We start from the raw sequence: 15,529 nt of genomic DNA, 5'->3' as shown, positions 1-15,529 counted from the left end.
CCGACCATGCCCGAATCGACCAACCACGCGCGGAACGCCCCGCTCCCCGCGCCCCCAGCAGCCTCCGAGAGCAGCCCGTGCACGTTCTTTCCCATCGCGCCCGACATGGGAAGTCGATCCGCGCGTGCCTGGTCGGAACGAACGACCAACCATGCGCGGAACGACCACCTCAGCGAGGAACGCCCCGCTCCCCGCGCCCCCAGCAGCCTCCGAGGGCAGCCCGTGCACGTTCTTTCCCATCGCGCCCGACATGGGAAGTCGATCCGCGCGTGCCTGGTCGGAACGAACGACCACCTATGCGCGGAACGACCAACCATGCGCGGAACGACCCACCACGCGCGCCCCGCCCCTACGCGCCGGCGGTGCTCTCGCGGACGACGAGCGTCGGCGTGACCGCGGTCGAGGCCGGCCGACCCCCGGCGACGAGCTCGAGCAGCGACCGCCCGGCGATCCTCCCGAGCTCGTCGAGGCGCATGTCCACCGTCGTCAGCGGCGGGCGGCTCGCGAGTGCCACCACGTCCCAGTCGTCGTACCCCGTCACCGCGGCGTCCGCGGGTACCGACCGCCCGGTCTCCCGCAGGCGGTCGCACACCCCCCGGGCGATCTGGTCGTTCCCGCACACGACCGCGTCCACCCTGCCGTGCGTGCGGTCGAGCTGGTCGACGGCCCGGCGCCCCCAGCGCTCCGACCAGTCGCCGAACAGCGGCTCGCCGGTCATCCGGTCGCCGAGCACCGAGCGCGCCCCGGCGGCCCGGAGCTCGGCGGAGCGCGCGGTGACCGGCCCGGTGACGACTGCGACCCGTCGGCGCCCGAGCCCGAGGACGTGTGTCGCGGCGGCAGCGGCGCCCGCGGCGTCGTCGAGGGTGACCGACACGTCGGCGTCCGACGTGGACGGCGTCAGGGCGTAGACGACGGGCACCGGGACCGGGACCTCGATCGGCGGCCGGGCGTCGGCGGAACGGCCGGTGACGATGATGCCGTCGACACCGCGGGAGACGAGCGAGCGCAGGTAGTGGGCCTCGCGCACGTGGTCGTCGCGGGTGTCGGCGACCAGGACCATGACCTCGCCGGCGGACAGGGCGTCCTCGGCGCCGAGCAGCACCGGCATCGTGAAGCGGCCGAACGAGTCGGTCGTCACCATCCCGACCGTGTACGAGCGACCGGACGACAGCGACCGGGCCCGGGCGTCGCCGACGAACCCGAGCTGCTCGGCGGCGGCCTTGACCCGCTCCCGGGTCTCGGCACGGAGCTGCCCGGTGTCGTTCAACGCCTTCGAGGCGGTCCCGATCGACACCCCGGCGAGCGCCGCGACGTCCGCGATGCGAGCGGGACGCCCGGGGTGCCCGGAGTGCCCGGGGCGCCCGAGGTGGGCAGGGTGGCCAGAGGGGTCGTGCGACACGGCAACGTCCTTTCCGGGACGATCGTCCCCCGTCGGAGCCTACGAGAAAAGGCTCTTGCGCCCGGGACCGACCTGCCGTACGGTCATCACGGAAAGCGCTTTCCGTCCGTCGGACGCGTCGGTCCCCGTCCCGGTCCCGACGCGGGAGCGCCCGAGCGCGAGGAGGCGCCGTGACGACCACGCTCCCCACCGACAGCCGAGCACGGACCGCGACCCCGGCCCTCCCGACCGCCGGTGCAAACCTCGCGCTGCAGCCGCTCCCGACCGGCGACGCCCGGATCACCGGCGGCTTCTGGGCCCTGCGGCAGGACCGCAACGGCCGCGACGCGATCCGCAGCGGGTACGACCGGCTCGACGCGGCCGGGAACTTCCGGAACCTGCGCATCGCCGCGGGCGACGAACAGGGCGAGGCGGTCGGTCCGGTGTTCATGGACTCGGACGTCACCAAGTGGCTCGAGGCGGTGGCGTGGGAGTACGGCCGCGCCCCCGCCGAGGACCTCCTCGCCCTGCAGCGCGAGGTCACCGCCCTGTACGCGAGGGCGCAGGCCGCGGACGGCTACGTCGACTCCGTGCAGCAGGTCCGCGGCAAGGGCGAGCGGTACGTCGACCTGCAGTGGAGCCACGAGCTCTACTGCGCCGGGCACCTGTACCAGGCGGCGGTCGCGCAGCACCGGGCGACGGGCGACACCGGGCTCCTCGACGTCGCGATCAAGAACGCCGACCACCTCGTCGCCACCTTCGGCGACGGGCCGGGGCAGACCGTGGACGTCGACGGCCACCCGGTGGTCGAGACGGGCCTCGTCGAGCTGTACCGCGAAACCGGCACCCGCGCCTACCTCGACCTGGCGCACTGGTTCGTCGACGCCCGCGGGCACGGCATCATCGAGCGCGCCGGCGGTGAGCCGACGTACTTCTCGGACCGGGTCCCGGTGCGGCAGGCGACCACGGTCGAGGGCCACGCCGTGCGCGCCGTGTACCTCGCCGCCGGTGCCGTCGACGTCGCGGTCGAGACCGGCGACGCCGAGCTGCTGGCCGCGAGCGAGCAGCAGTTCGCCGACATGCAGGCCACGAAGGCGTTCATCACCGGCGGCCTCGGCGCGCGCTGGGACCGGGAGGCGTTCGGCGACCCGTACGAGCTCCCCACCGACCGCGGCTACGCCGAGACCTGCGCGGCCATCGGTGGGATCCAGTGGGCGTGGCGCCTGCTCCTGGCGACCGGCGAGTCCGTCTACGCCGATGCGATCGAACGCCTGCTGTACAACGCGTTCCTGGCCGGCGTGAGCCTGGCGGGCACCGAGTACTTCTACGTCAACCCGCTGCAGCACCGCGACGGGGCCCACCCGGACGAGAACCGCTCCCCCGCCCACGGCCGCCGCGGCTGGTTCGACTGCGCCTGCTGCCCGCCGAACATCATGCGCACGTTCGCGAGCCTGGACGGCTACCTGGCCACCGCGACCGACGGTGGTGTGCAGGTGCACCAGTACGCCACCGCCGACCTCGGCCCGGTCCGCGTCGAGACCGGGTACCCGCACGACGGCCGCGTGGTCGTCACGGTCACGCAGGACGGGCCGCTCGCCCTCGGGCTGCGCATCCCCGCCTGGTCGGACACCACGACGGTCATCGGTCCGGACGGCACGGCGCACCCCGTCCCGGGCACGCGACACGTCCTGGACCGCACGTGGTCGGCGGGCGACACCGTCGAGCTCGTCCTCGACACGACACCGCACCGGTACGTCGCCGACCCCCGCATCGACGCCGCCCGCGGGCAGGTCGCGATCGAGCGCGGGCCGCTCGTCTACGCCGTCGAGCAGGCGGACCAGCACGGCTTCACGGTCGACGACCTGACGGTCGACGCGTCGGCGCCGATCACCGAGGAGCGTCGCGACGACCTCCTCGACGGCGTCGTCACGCTGCGCGTGCCCGGATCCGCACCGTCCCGGCACGAGCAGGCAGCGTGGCCGTACCAGCGGCTCGACACGGACCGGACGGGAGGCACGGACCACCCCGCGGACGCGACCAGCGTCGACGACGTGGCCGGGTCCGGCGACCGCGCCACGATCCTCCAGTCCGTCACGGCGACCGCCGTGCCCTACTACGCCTGGGCGAACCGAGGTCCCGAGCCGATGCGCGTCTGGATCCCGCTCGCGCGGTGACGCCGGTGGGCGCGCGACGCACGTTCCTGCCCATCGGACCTGACATCGGAAGCCGATCCGCGCGTACTCGGTCGGAACGGACGACCGACCATGCGCGGATCGGCAACCCGTGCGCGGAACGGCCTCCCACGCGCGGATCGGCCTCCCACGCGCGGGACCGCTACGTGCTCCGCCGCACCACCAGCTCGGGCGCCAGGAGCGTCTCGTCGCGGGGCTCCCCCTCGTCGAGCGCCCGCACCGTCTCGAGCACCCGCTGCCCCATCGCCACGAAGTCCTGCCGCACGGTGGTGAGCGGCGGCGTGAAGTGCGCGGCCTCGGGGACGTCGTCGAACCCGACCACGGCGATGTCGTCCGGCACGCGGAGCCCCTCGTCCGCGAAGGCGTGCAGCACCCCGAGCGCCATCTGGTCGTTCCCCGCGAAGACCGCGTCGACCACGGTCGCGTCGATGTGCCGGGCGGCGGCGAACCCGCTCGCCGGGGTCCAGTCGCCGTCGAGCACGACCGGTTCGAGCCCGGCCTCGCGCATGACCCGCTCGTAGGTGGCGCGGCGCACCTCGGACTCCTGCGACACCGACGGTCCGGCGATGTGCACGATCCGCCGGTACCCGTGCCCGAACAGGTGCTCCATGACCAGGGTCGTCCCGGCGGCCTGGTCGATGGCGACCGCGGCCACGCTCGGCGCCGCGGGGGTCCTGGCGTCGCGCTGCACGGCGTTCGCGACGACGACCGGCACCGAGACCGGGATCGTCAGCGACGCGAGCGCGTCGAGCACCCGGTTGTCCGCCGCCACCAGGACGATCGCGGCGACGTCCTGGGCGAGCAGGGTCGTGAGCGCGCCGGAGAGGTCGACGGGCCGCGGTTCGTCCGGAAGCGTGGACAGGAGCACGTGGTACCCGGCGGCCCGCGCGGCGCGCTCGAAGCCGATCGCCGTGCTCGACGGCCCGTACAGGGCGTCGCCGGCGGTGATGATGCCGAGCGCACGGCTGCGGCCACCGGCCAGGGCCCTGGCGGCCGCGCGCGGTCGGTACCCGAGCGCCGTGACGGCCTCGGTCACCTGCGAGCGGTAGGCCTCACGGACGGTGGGGTCGCCGTTGATGACGCGGGAGACGGTCTGGTGGGAGACGCCCGCGCGCTCGGCGACGTCGAAGATCGTCGGAGCCTTGCGGCGTCTGCCGCCGGCACCACCGAGCGCGGTCGTGGTCGTCACGGGGCTGAGCGTACCGCGCAGTCCGCCCGACGAGGCAAGGTCCCGAAACGGTCACGACGAGTTGACACCCCGTGACGGAACCCTCAGTATGTGAGCGCTCACCCGAGCAATCCCACGGGGCACAGCAGCCCCAGCACCTGAGCGCGTCGAGGACGACGCGAGAGGAACAGAGGTACTTCGATGATGAAGCGCAGGATCATCGCGGGCGTCGCAGCAGTCGGCATCGCGTTCTCCCTGGCGGCGTGCTCGGCCGGTGGCCGGGCGTCGACCGAGGGCGGCACCAGCAGCGGCGACAACAAGGGCGCGCTCGTGGGCGTCGCCATGCCCACCAAGGTCTCCGAGCGGTGGATCAAGGACGGCGACGCCGTCAAGAGCGACCTCGAGAAGGCCGGCTACAAGGTCGACCTCGAGTACGGCGACAACAAGGTCCAGCAGCAGGCCCAGCAGGTCAGCAACATGATCACCAAGGGCGCGAAGGTCCTGATCATCGCGTCGATCGACGGTGGGGCGCTCTCCGACCAGCTCGACGCCGCCGCCAAGGCCGGCATCAAGGTCATCTCCTACGACCGCCTGCTCACCGGCAACAAGAACGTCGACTACTACGTCTCGTTCGACAACTACAAGGTCGGCGTCGACCAGGCCACGTCGCTGCTGACGGGCCTCGGCCTCGTCGACGCGGACGGCAAGAAGACGGACAAGAAGGGTCCGTTCAACATCGAGGTCTTCGCCGGATCGCTCGACGACAACAACGCCGGCTTCTTCTTCAACGGCGCGATGGACACCCTCAAGCCGTACCTCGCGGACGGCACGCTGAAGATCCAGTCCGGCCAGGACCAGCTCTCCCAGGCCGCGACGCAGCAGTGGGACCCGGCGACCGCCAAGGCCCGCATGCAGAACCTGATCGCCAAGTCGTACTCCGGCGGCACCACGCTGAACGGCGTGCTCTCGCCCTACGACGGCATGTCGATCGGCATCATCTCGGCTCTCCAGGGTGCCGGCTACGGCACCTCGGACCGTCCGCTCCCGATCGTCACCGGCCAGGACGCCGAGGCCGCCTCGGTCAAGTCGATCATCGCCGGCCAGCAGTACTCGACGATCTACAAGGACACCCGCAAGCTCGCCAAGCAGTCGGTCACCATGGCCGAGGACCTGCTGACGGGCAAGAAGCCCGAGGTGAACGACACCAAGAGCTACGACAACAAGGTCAAGGTCGTCCCGACCTACCTGTTCCAGCCCACCGTCGTCACGAAGGACAACTACAAGTCCGTCCTGATCGACAGCGGCTACTACACCGAGGCCGACCTCAAGTAGGTCCCGACCATCTGCCGGACCGGAGGCGCGGTGCACATCCGCACCGCGCCTCCCGTCCGTCTCCACCCGCGCGCGGAAGCGCGCACGACGGAAAGGCGGTCCCACATGGCGGACACCATCCTCGAGATGCGGGACATCACCAAGACCTTCCCCGGTGTGAAGGCCCTGCAGGGCGTCTCCATCGAGGTCGAGCGCGGCCAGGTCCACGCGATCTGCGGCGAGAACGGCGCGGGCAAGTCCACCCTGATGAAGGTGCTGTCGGGCGTCTACCCGCACGGCTCGTTCGACGGCGAGATCCTGCTCGACGGCCAGCCGGTGAAGTTCGGCTCCATCAACGACTCCGAGGCCGCGGGCGTGGTCATCATCCACCAGGAGCTCGCCCTCAGCCCCTTCCTGTCGATCGCCGAGAACATCTTCCTCGGCAACGAGCGCGTCAAGGGCGGGCTCATCGACTGGAACCAGACGAACCTCGAGGCCGCGTCGCTGCTGCAGCGCGTCGGGCTCAAGGACAACCCCGTCACGAAGATCGTCGACATCGGCGTCGGGAAGCAGCAGCTCGTCGAGATCGCGAAGGCGCTCTCGAAGGACGTCAAGCTGCTCATCCTCGACGAGCCCACCGCGGCGCTGAACGACGACGACTCGGCCCACCTGCTCGAGCTCATCCGCTCGCTGCAGGCCGAGGGCATGACGGCGATCATCATCAGCCACAAGCTCAACGAGATCAAGGCGATCGCGGACAAGGTCACGATCATCCGCGACGGCAAGACGATCGAGACGCTCGACATGCACGCCGACGACGTCTCCGAGGACCGGATCATCCGCGGGATGGTCGGCCGTGACCTGTCGAGCCGCTACCCCGAGCGCGAGAACCCCGTCATCGGCGAGGAGCTCCTGCGCATCGAGGACTGGACCGTCCACCACCCGCTCGACGGCTCGCGCGAGATCATCCACCAGGCGAACCTCAACGTCCGGGCCGGCGAGGTCGTCGGCATCGCGGGCCTGATGGGCGCCGGGCGCACCGAGCTCGCGATGAGCGTGTTCGGGCACTCGTACGGCACCGGCATCAGCGGCACGGTCTACAAGCGCGGCGTCCCGATCAAGACGAACACGGTCACGCGCGCGATCGACAACGGCATCGCGTACGCGACCGAGGACCGGAAGCGCTACGGCCTGAACCTGATCGACGACATCAAGCGGAACATCTCCGGCTCGGCGCTCGGGAAGCTCGCCAACTGGGGCTTCGTGAACGGCTCACAGGAGACCACCGTCGCGGGCTCCTTCCTGAAGAGCATGAACATCAAGGCCCCGTCGGTGAACGCCGTCACGGGCAAGCTCTCCGGCGGCAACCAGCAGAAGGTCGTCCTGTCGAAGTGGATGTACGCCGACCCCGACGTGCTCATCCTCGACGAGCCGACCCGAGGCATCGACGTCGGCGCCAAGTACGAGATCTACACGCTCATCAACAGCCTGGCGGACCAGGGCAAGGGGGTCATCGTGATCTCCTCGGAGCTCCCGGAGCTCCTCGGCATCTGCGACCGCATCTACACGCTCTCCGAGGGCACGATCACCGCGGACGTGCCCCGCTCCGAGGCCACACCCGAGGTCCTCATGCAGTACATGACCCAGGAACGGGAGACCCCTGTCAATGAACGCGCTTAAGTCCGCCGCCGGCTACCTCACCGGGCAGCTCCGACAGATCGGCCTGTTCATCGCGCTGATCGTCATCGTCATCTTCTTCCAGGTGACGACGAGCGGCATCACGCTGGCCCCGATCAACGTCTCGAACCTGATCGTCCAGAACAGCTACATCCTCATCCTCGCCATCGGCATGGTGATGGTCATCATCGCCGGCCACATCGACCTGTCGGTCGGGTCGGTGGTCGCCTTCACGGGCGCCATGGCCGGTGTGATGATCACGCAGTGGGGCATCCCGTGGCCGATCGCGGTCGTCCTCTGCCTGGTGCTCGGCGGCCTGGTCGGCGCCTGGCAGGGCTTCTGGATCGCCTACTTCGGGATCCCGGCGTTCATCGTGACCCTGGCGGGCATGCTCGCCTTCCGCGGTGCCGCGCAGATCGTCCTGCAGAACCAGCAGATCTCGCCCTTCCCGGACGGCTTCCGCTCGCTCGGCTCGGGCTTCCTGCCCTCGTTCGGCACCTCGGGCTACGAGCCGCTGACGATGGTCCTCGGCTTCGCCGCCGCGGCGATCATGATCGTCGTCTCGCTCCGCGGTCGTGCCACCCGGCGCAAGTACCAGCTCGAGAGCGAGCCGCTCGTCTGGTTCCTCGTCAAGCTCGCCTTCGGCGTCGCGCTCGTCATCTACGTCGCGCTGCTGCTCGCCAGCTACAACGGCACGCCGATCGTCCTCGTCGTCCTCGGGCTGCTCGTGGTCGTCTACTCGGTGGTCATGCGGAGCGCGGTGTTCGGCCGCCACGTCTACGCGATCGGCGGCAACGCCCTCGCCGCGCAGCTGTCCGGTGTGAAGACGAAGCGTGTCACGTTCCTGCTGTTCGTGAACATGGGCGTCATCGCGGCGCTGGCGGGCGTGGTCTTCACCGGCCAGCTCAACCTGGCCGCCCCGGGTGCCGGCAACGGCTTCGAGCTCGACGCCATCGCGGCCGTGTTCATCGGTGGCGCAGCGGTCACCGGCGGCATCGGCACCGTCCCGGGCGCGATCATCGGTGGTCTCATCATCGGCATCCTGAACAACGGCATGTCGATCCTCGGCGTCGGCACCGAGTACCAGTCGCTCATCAAGGGCCTGGTGCTGCTCGCGGCCGTCGCGTTCGACGTGTTCAACAAGCGTCGGGCTGCGTCCGCGCGCAAGTAGGGCGGGTCCCACCCCGTTCCCCTTCCCCTGGTGGAGGGCCCCTCCCTGGTGGAGCAGAAGACGTCGGGTCGCCGTGTGGCGCCCGACGTCTTCTGCTCCACCGCTTCGTTCTGCGGACCGGGTCAGGCGGTCAGGACGGCCCACCCACCGGCCGGGAGGCGCAGGGTCCCGTCCCGCAGGTCGCCACCGCCCGCCTCGACCCGCGTCGCGTCGGCTGCGGGCACCTCGGCTGGGTCGTCGGCAAGGTTCAGGGCGGTCACCACGGCCGCGTCCGCGGTCGCCGTCCGCAGCACCAGTGCCGTGTTCGTCAGGTGCACGACGTCGGTGTGGGCGCGGTGCAGCCACGGCATCCGCCGGCGGAGGGCGACGAGGGCCTGGTAGGTGCGGGTCAGGTCGGTCGGGCTCGGCGGCGTCGCGGGCAGCTCCGGACGCACGGCGTCGTCCCCGCCCAGGCGCTCCTCCTTGACGGCCGTCCAGCCGTACTCGTCGCCGGCGTAGACCACGGGGGTCCCGGCGACCGTGAACAGGACGGCGGCCGCGTGCCCGGCGAAGCGCTCTCCCACCGCGCTGGCGATGCGGGTGACGTCGTGGTTGCCGACGAACGTCGTGGGGACGAACGTGCCGAGCAGGGCGTCGTGGCGCTCGACCGCGTGCGCCAGCTCGAAGCAGTTCCGGTCGGCGATCCCGTGCCACGTGCCCTGCCAGAGCTCGTACTGCGTGGTCGAGTCCATCGTCGACGCCGTCACGATCGCGGTCGCGTCGCCGTGGATCACCTCGCCGCTGCACCATGCGTCCGGGAACCGCTCCCGCACGCGGGGCAGCACCGCCGCCCAGAACGCCGGCGGCACCGCGTACGCCGCGTCGAGCCGCCAGCCGTCGATCCCCCGTGCGAGCCAGTGCGTCATCACCTCGACCACCAGGTCCTGCACCGCCGGGGAGTCGTGGTCGAGCGCCACGAGGATGTCGTGCCCCTCGAAGTCCCCCACCGGCACCGGGTCGCCCGGCTGCCAGCCCGTCCAGTCCACCGCGAACAGGTCGGCGGTCGGGGCGTCGGGTCCGTGCTCTTCGAGCGCGCGGAACGCGGGGTGGTCCCGTCCGACGTGGTTGAAGACCCCGTCGAACAGCACCCGCACGCCGCGGTCGTGCGCCGCCGCGAGCAGGGCGTCGAGGTCGGCGTCGTCGCCGAGGCGCGGGTCGACGCGGAAGTGGTCGACGACGTCGTAGCCGTGGGTGCTGCTCGCGGACACCGGACCGAGGAGCAGCCCGTTCAGCCCGAGGTCGACCACGTGGTCGAGCCACGGCACGAGCCGGGACAACCGGTGCTCGACCGGCCGCTCGTCGACCGGCGTCGTCGGACGGATCTCGGCCCCGACGGCTCCGAGCGGGTAGACGTGCCACCACATCGCGTGCTCGACCCACGCGGGATCCTCCGGGCGGGCGGGGGCTGCTTCGTCGGCGGCGTTCACCGACCCGATGCTGCCAGCCCGAGCCTGGGCTGTGTGCGGGACCGGACAGCGGGACCAGGATGGACGGCATGGGACGAGCGATCAGGACCGCTGCGGACGCGTCGGCGTCGGCAGAGGCGCAGGCCGAGCGGACGTGCGCCTCGTGCGGCCGCCGGATGCCGTCGTCCGCCGCCCCGGACGCGAAGTGGTGCTCCGCCGCGTGCCGGAAGCACGGTGTCGACGCCACCGACCGGGCGCTCGAGCAGCGGATCGACGAGCTGCTCGCCGCCCGCCCCCGCACGGCGAGCATCTGCCCGTCCGAGGCCGCCCGCTCGCTCGAGCCGGACGACTGGCGCCCGCTCATGGAGCCGGCGCGCCGGGCTGCCCGCCGGATGGTGGCGCGGGGCGAGGTCGAGATCACCCAGCACGGCACCGTCGTCGACCCGTCCACCGCCAAGGGACCGATCCGGATCCGACGTCCCCGGTAGGGAACACCTGACGCCCGACCGCGTTGCACCCGGGGATGACGACCTCCACCGAAGCGACCCCCGTCCGTCCCGAAGCCCTCGTCGTGGGCGCCAGCGGCATCACCGGCTCCGCCCTCGTCGACCACCTCCTCTCCCTGGGCTGGCGCGTCACCGCGCTGTCCCGCCGACCGCTCGCCCGCGACGGCGTCCGGACCGTCGCCGCCGACCTCCGCGACCCGGCGTCCCTCGACGCGGCACTCGACGGCGAACGCCCGACCCACGTGTTCTTCACCGCGTGGCAGCGCCAGGAGACCGAGGCGGAGAACATCCGCGTGAACGGCGGCATGGTCCGCGACCTGCTCGCCGCCCTGTCGAACGCGCCGCTCGAGCACGTCGCGCTCGTCACCGGCCTGAAGCACTACCTCGGACCGTTCGAGGCGTACGCCGCCGGGGTCGTGCCGGACACGCCCTTCCACGAGGAGGAGCCGCGGCTGGACGTCCCGAACTTCTACTACGCGCAGGAGGACGAGCTCTTCGCCGCCGCCGAGCGCCAGGGATTCACGTGGTCGGTGCACCGCTCGCACACCGTGATCGGCCACGCCGTCGGCAACGCGATGAACATGGGCCTGACGCTCGCCGTGCAGGCCACGCTCGCGAAGGAGCTCGACCTGGACTTCGTGTTCCCGGGGAGCGCCGCGCAGTGGGACGGGCTCACGGACATGACCGACGCCGGGCTCCTCGCCGAGCACATGGTGTGGGCGGCGACGAGCCCCGAGGGTGCCGACGAGGCGTTCAACGTCGTGGACGGCGACGTCTTCCGCTGGCGGTGGATGTGGCCGCGACTCGCCGCGCACCTGGGCGTCGACCCGGCGCGCGTCGTCGGGTACGCCGACGGTCCGCGCCCGCTCGAGGAGCAGATGGCGCCGCACGAGCACGCCTGGGCCGGCATCGCCGAACGGCACGGCCTGGTCGAACCCGACGTCACGCGGCTCGCCTCGTGGTGGCACACCGACGCCGACCTCGGCCGCGAGATGGAGGTCGTCACCGACATGGGGAAGAGCCGCGAGGCCGGGTTCACCGGGTACCGGCGCACCGACCGCGCGTTCGCCGATCTGTTCGACCGCTACCGGGCGGACCGCCCGGTCCCGTAGTCGTACCCCGTAGGCGAGATCGGGGTACGTGAACCTCCGGCTGCGCCGCGAAGGGACGGGAGGCTCGTGGTTCAGTCGGGTGCACAGGCGCCGGGGACCCTCGGCGGGATCCCCGGAGGAAGGACGACACCATGTCGCTCGGAGACAAGGCGAAGGACGCCACCCAGAAGATCGTCGGCAAGGTCGAGGAGGCCGTCGGCAAGCACACGGACGACGCCGAACTGACGCACCAGGGCCAGAAGGACCAGGTCATGGGCGAGGCGCGCCTCGACAAGGAGAAGGCGAAGGACCACCTCGAGGGCAAGTGAGCCTCGAGCACCGCTGACGCCCGCACCGCCACCAGGCGGTGCGGGCGTCCGCCGTTCCGGGGCCCTGCCGCTCTGCCGCTCAGCCGCTCAGCCGCTCAGCCGCTCAGCCGCTCAGCCGCTAGAACGCGTAGCGGATGCGGCAGCTCGGCACGTGCTCCGCCACGAGCTCCCGGAAGCGCTCGACGAGCTGCCCCTTCGTCGCCGCCCGGTAGCGGACGTTGACGGCGCCGTTCTGCGACACCTTCTGCTCCTGCAGGTCCGGGCGCCAGAGCAGGTCCTCGGCCTTCGGGTGCCAGCCGAGGTTGACCTCGTGCAGGCCCTGGTTGTGGGTGAGGAAGATGACCTCGGCCGCGAGCTGTGCCTTGGCCGCCGGGGAGAGGACGTCGTCCACCTGTCGCAGGAGGTCGGCCCAGTCAGACTCCCACGTCGGCGTCAGGATCACCGGCGAGAAGTTCAGGTGGACCTCGTAGCCGGCGTCGACGAAGTCGTTCACCGCGGCGATCCGCTCGGCCACGGGCGAGGTCCGGATGTCCGTGACCTTCGCGGTCTCCTGCGGCATGAGCGAGAACCGGATGCGCGTGCGGCCCATCGGGTCCCAGTCGAGCAGGTCCCGGTTGACGTACTTCGTCGCGAAGGACGCCTTGGCGGTGGGGCTCATCCGGAACAGATCGCAGAGGTCGCGGACGTTCTCGCTGAGCTGCGCGTCGACCGAGCAGTCGCTGTTCTCGCCGATGTCGTAGACCCACGCGTCGGGGTCGCACTGGTTCGGTTCGGTCTTCGGCCCCTGCTTCGCGATGTTCCGCGCGACGTGCTTCGTGATCTGCTCGATGTTCGCGAAGATGGTCACGGGGTTCGAGTAGCCCTTGCGTCGCGGCACGTAGCAGTACGCGCACGCCATCGCGCAGCCGTTCGCGGTCGAGGGGGCGATGAAGTCGGCGGAGCGGCCGTTCGGCCGGGTGACGAGCGACTTCTTCACGCCGAGGACGAGCGCCTCGGTCTTGATCCGCACCCAGCGGCGGACGTTGCGTTCGTCGCCGTGGACCTCGGGGATGTTCCAGTGCGAGGCCACGGGGACGATCTCGGCGTCCGGCCACCGCACCACCACGTCCTGTCCGCGCGGCAGGTCGAGCGCGGCGGCTTCGGCGTAGATGCGCCGGACGTCGAGGAGCGGTCGTTCGGGACGAGTGTTCACCGGCACGTTCCTACCAGCACCCACCGACGTGTCCGTGGCCAGAGCAGCGCACGAGCAATACATCGCATTCTCTATTCCTCCAGTCGGGTCGGCTTGCATGGACCGTCCGCATCCCACACCCAGCAGAGGACTCCCGTGCAGAACCCATCCCCCACCCGACCGTCCCGGTCCCACCGCAGGAACCGACTCGGCGCCCTCGTCGGCCTCGGCTGCCTCGGCCTCGCATCCGTCGTGGTCGCCGGCGTCCCTGCGTCGGCGTGGCCGTCCGCCGCCGCTGCATCGGCCGAGATCCGCGACGTCGTCGTGACGAACACGAGCTTCGCCCCCGGCGTGCAGAACCGGTTCAGCGGGACCGCGACCCCGGGCGCCACCCTGCGGGTCGGGTTCCTGACCGGGTGGCAGCAGTCCCCGGAGGACATCACCGTGCGTGCTGACGGCACGTGGTCCTTCGACCACACCCCACCCGCAGGCCTCAGCAGCCTGCTGATGCGCTTCACGCAGCAGGTCGGCGGCACCGAGCGGGTCTCGCAGATCTTCACCCTGGCGCCGGGTGCAGGGACGCCCACCCCCGAGGACCCGACCGGCCCGCGCGACGTCACGCTGCAGAACACGACGTTCATCCCCGGCATGGCGAACCGGTTCAGCGGGACGGCCACCCCCGGCGCGACGCTGCGCGTCGGGTTCCTGACCGGATGGCAGTCCCACCCCCACGACATCCCCGTCGGCGCGGACGGCACCTGGTCGTTCGACCACACGCCCCCGGCCGGCTCGGAAAGCCTGCTCATGCGCTTCTCGCAGCGGGTCGACGGCGTCGAACGGGTCTCGCCGGTCTTCACCTTGACCGCCGGCGCCGGGACGCCCGCGCCCGAGGTCCCCGCCGAACTGGCCGATCCCGCCGTCGTGACCGAGCTCGTGCAGGCCGGCGGGAAGCGCCGCATCGACGGGACCGCGACGCCCGGGGCGTACCTCACGGTCCTCGACCCCGACGGACGGACGATCGTCCCGGGTGAGACCCGAGTGGGCGATGACGGTTCCTGGTCTTTCGAGGTCGACGTCCCCAGCACCGACGACACGTTCGCGTTCCGGCTCGCGCAGGAGCTCGGCGACCGGCGCGCCGTGTCCGGGGTCCTCACCGTGCACGTGGACGGCGCCACCCCGCCTGTGGGGCGACCCGAGTTCGTCGCCCCCACGGTGGACGACACGAGCTTCGTCCCCGGTGTGGCCAACCGCTTCACCGGCACGGCCACGCCGGGCGCGACACTCCGGGTCGGCTTCACCACCGGCTGGCAGAGCCACCCGTTCGACATCCCGGTGGCGGCCGACGGCACCTGGTCCTTCGACCACACGCCACCGGCTGGTGAGACCACGCTGCAGTTCCGCTTCTCCCAGACGCTCGGCGACGAGACCCGCGTCTCGGAGCTCTTCACGCTCGCCGCAGGCCCTGGGACGCCCGCGCCGAACGACCCGCAGGAACTCACCGCCCCCACCGTCGTGTCCGGGCCGGTGCGCGCAGGCACGACGGCCCGCATCGCGGGGACGGCGACGCCGGGTGCCCACGTCCGCATCCTCGACGTCGACGGTCGCCAGGTCGTCCCGGGCGACCTGCGCGTCGGCGACGACGGTACCTGGAGCGCCGAGGTAGCCGTCCCGACGACCGCCAGCACGTTCGTGTTCCGCGTCGAGCAGTTCCTCGGCGCGCTGCACGGCGTCTCCGACCCGCTGTCCGTCGACGTCGAGGGCGCGACCCCCGCTGACGGCGAGGCCGGCGTCGTCGCCCCGACACTGGAGAACTCGACGTTCCGTCCCGGCGTCGAGAACCACTTCGCCGGCACCGCGACCCCCGGGGCAACGTTGCACGTCGAGTTCCTCAACGGCTGGCAGAGCCACGACCAGGTCATCCCGGTCGCCGCGGACGGCACGTGGCGCTTCGACCACACGGTCCCCGCGGACCTGTACTCGTTGCACCTGCGGTTCGTGCAGACCGTCGACGGCCAGGACACGACCTCGAAGGTCTTCTCACTGACCCGCAGCTGACCCGGCGTCGCCGTCGGCTCGGACGGACGGGGACG

12 protein-coding genes are annotated in these 15,529 nt (G+C 71.4%); 8 read left to right on the top strand and 4 right to left on the bottom strand.

Annotation, left to right across the window (positions count from 1 at the left end; all coding sequences use genetic code 11):
• Positions 1-349 precede the first annotated feature (349 nt).
• On the bottom strand, positions 350-1,399 hold the full coding sequence (locus HUN58_RS12460) for a LacI family DNA-binding transcriptional regulator (RefSeq protein WP_180224834.1): 1,050 nt from the start codon (positions 1,397-1,399) through the stop codon (positions 350-352).
• Between the two features lie 170 nt (positions 1,400-1,569).
• Between HUN58_RS12460 and HUN58_RS12455 the strand changes: the two genes are divergently transcribed.
• Positions 1,570-3,552, top strand: coding sequence for a glycoside hydrolase family 127 protein (locus HUN58_RS12455; protein ID WP_180224833.1), 1,983 nt, complete (start codon positions 1,570-1,572; stop codon positions 3,550-3,552).
• Between the two features lie 160 nt (positions 3,553-3,712).
• Here HUN58_RS12455 and HUN58_RS12450 read toward each other — a convergent pair whose 3' ends face one another.
• The gene (locus HUN58_RS12450) at positions 3,713-4,759 is read right to left on the bottom strand and encodes a substrate-binding domain-containing protein (RefSeq protein ID WP_180224832.1); all 1,047 of its coding nucleotides are present in this window, start codon (positions 4,757-4,759) and stop codon (positions 3,713-3,715) included.
• A gap of 180 nt (positions 4,760-4,939) precedes the next feature.
• Here HUN58_RS12450 and chvE point away from each other — a divergent pair, with 180 nt between their 5' ends.
• The 3 genes from chvE (at position 4,940) to mmsB (ending at position 8,897) form a co-directional block, all read left to right on the top strand.
• Positions 4,940-6,070: a multiple monosaccharide ABC transporter substrate-binding protein gene (chvE, locus tag HUN58_RS12445; RefSeq protein ID WP_114849835.1), complete on the top strand. Its 1,131-nt coding sequence runs from the start codon at positions 4,940-4,942 to the stop codon at positions 6,068-6,070.
• A gap of 105 nt (positions 6,071-6,175) precedes the next feature.
• The gene (gene mmsA / locus HUN58_RS12440) at positions 6,176-7,729 is read left to right on the top strand and encodes a multiple monosaccharide ABC transporter ATP-binding protein (protein WP_058740519.1); all 1,554 of its coding nucleotides are present in this window, start codon (positions 6,176-6,178) and stop codon (positions 7,727-7,729) included.
• Positions 7,716-8,897: a multiple monosaccharide ABC transporter permease gene (gene mmsB / locus HUN58_RS12435; protein ID WP_058740518.1), complete on the top strand. Its 1,182-nt coding sequence runs from the start codon at positions 7,716-7,718 to the stop codon at positions 8,895-8,897. Before mmsA ends, mmsB begins: the two co-directional genes overlap by 14 nt.
• Positions 8,898-9,019: 122 nt before the next feature.
• On the opposite strand, the gene HUN58_RS12430 is transcribed toward mmsB, so the two are convergent.
• Positions 9,020-10,300 (bottom strand): alpha-amylase family glycosyl hydrolase, encoded by a 1,281-nt coding sequence (locus tag HUN58_RS12430; protein ID WP_180226140.1) that lies wholly within the window; start codon positions 10,298-10,300, stop codon positions 9,020-9,022.
• 131 nt (positions 10,301-10,431) lie between these two features.
• Here HUN58_RS12430 and HUN58_RS12425 point away from each other — a divergent pair, with 131 nt between their 5' ends.
• The 3 genes from HUN58_RS12425 to HUN58_RS12415 all read left to right on the top strand — a co-directional run bounded on the left by HUN58_RS12425 (position 10,432) and on the right by HUN58_RS12415 (position 12,268).
• A complete protein-coding gene (locus tag HUN58_RS12425; protein ID WP_141862459.1) occupies positions 10,432-10,830 on the top strand; it encodes a DUF3253 domain-containing protein in 399 nt (132 codons plus the stop codon).
• A 35-nt stretch (positions 10,831-10,865) separates the two neighbouring features.
• Positions 10,866-11,960, top strand: a complete 1,095-nt coding sequence (locus HUN58_RS12420; RefSeq protein WP_180224831.1) for an SDR family oxidoreductase — start codon at positions 10,866-10,868, stop codon at positions 11,958-11,960.
• A 131-nt stretch (positions 11,961-12,091) separates the two neighbouring features.
• Entirely contained in the window at positions 12,092-12,268 is a 177-nt protein-coding gene (locus HUN58_RS12415) for a CsbD family protein (protein ID WP_114849839.1), read from the top strand.
• Positions 12,269-12,386: 118 nt separating this feature from the next.
• Here HUN58_RS12415 and HUN58_RS12410 read toward each other — a convergent pair whose 3' ends face one another.
• Positions 12,387-13,460, bottom strand: a complete 1,074-nt coding sequence (locus HUN58_RS12410) for a spore photoproduct lyase family protein (RefSeq protein ID WP_254631483.1) — start codon at positions 13,458-13,460, stop codon at positions 12,387-12,389.
• A 135-nt stretch (positions 13,461-13,595) separates the two neighbouring features.
• Here HUN58_RS12410 and HUN58_RS12405 point away from each other — a divergent pair, with 135 nt between their 5' ends.
• Positions 13,596-15,494 carry a hypothetical protein gene (locus tag HUN58_RS12405; RefSeq protein WP_180224829.1) on the top strand — a complete coding sequence of 633 codons (1,899 nt, stop codon included), beginning with the start codon at positions 13,596-13,598 and terminating at the stop codon, positions 15,492-15,494.
• Positions 15,495-15,529: the final 35 nt, after the last annotated feature.

This window comes from Curtobacterium sp. Csp1, assembly GCF_013347185.1.
Note: the sequence above shows the minus strand (reverse complement) of the source record. Positions and strands in the feature narration are given on the sequence as shown.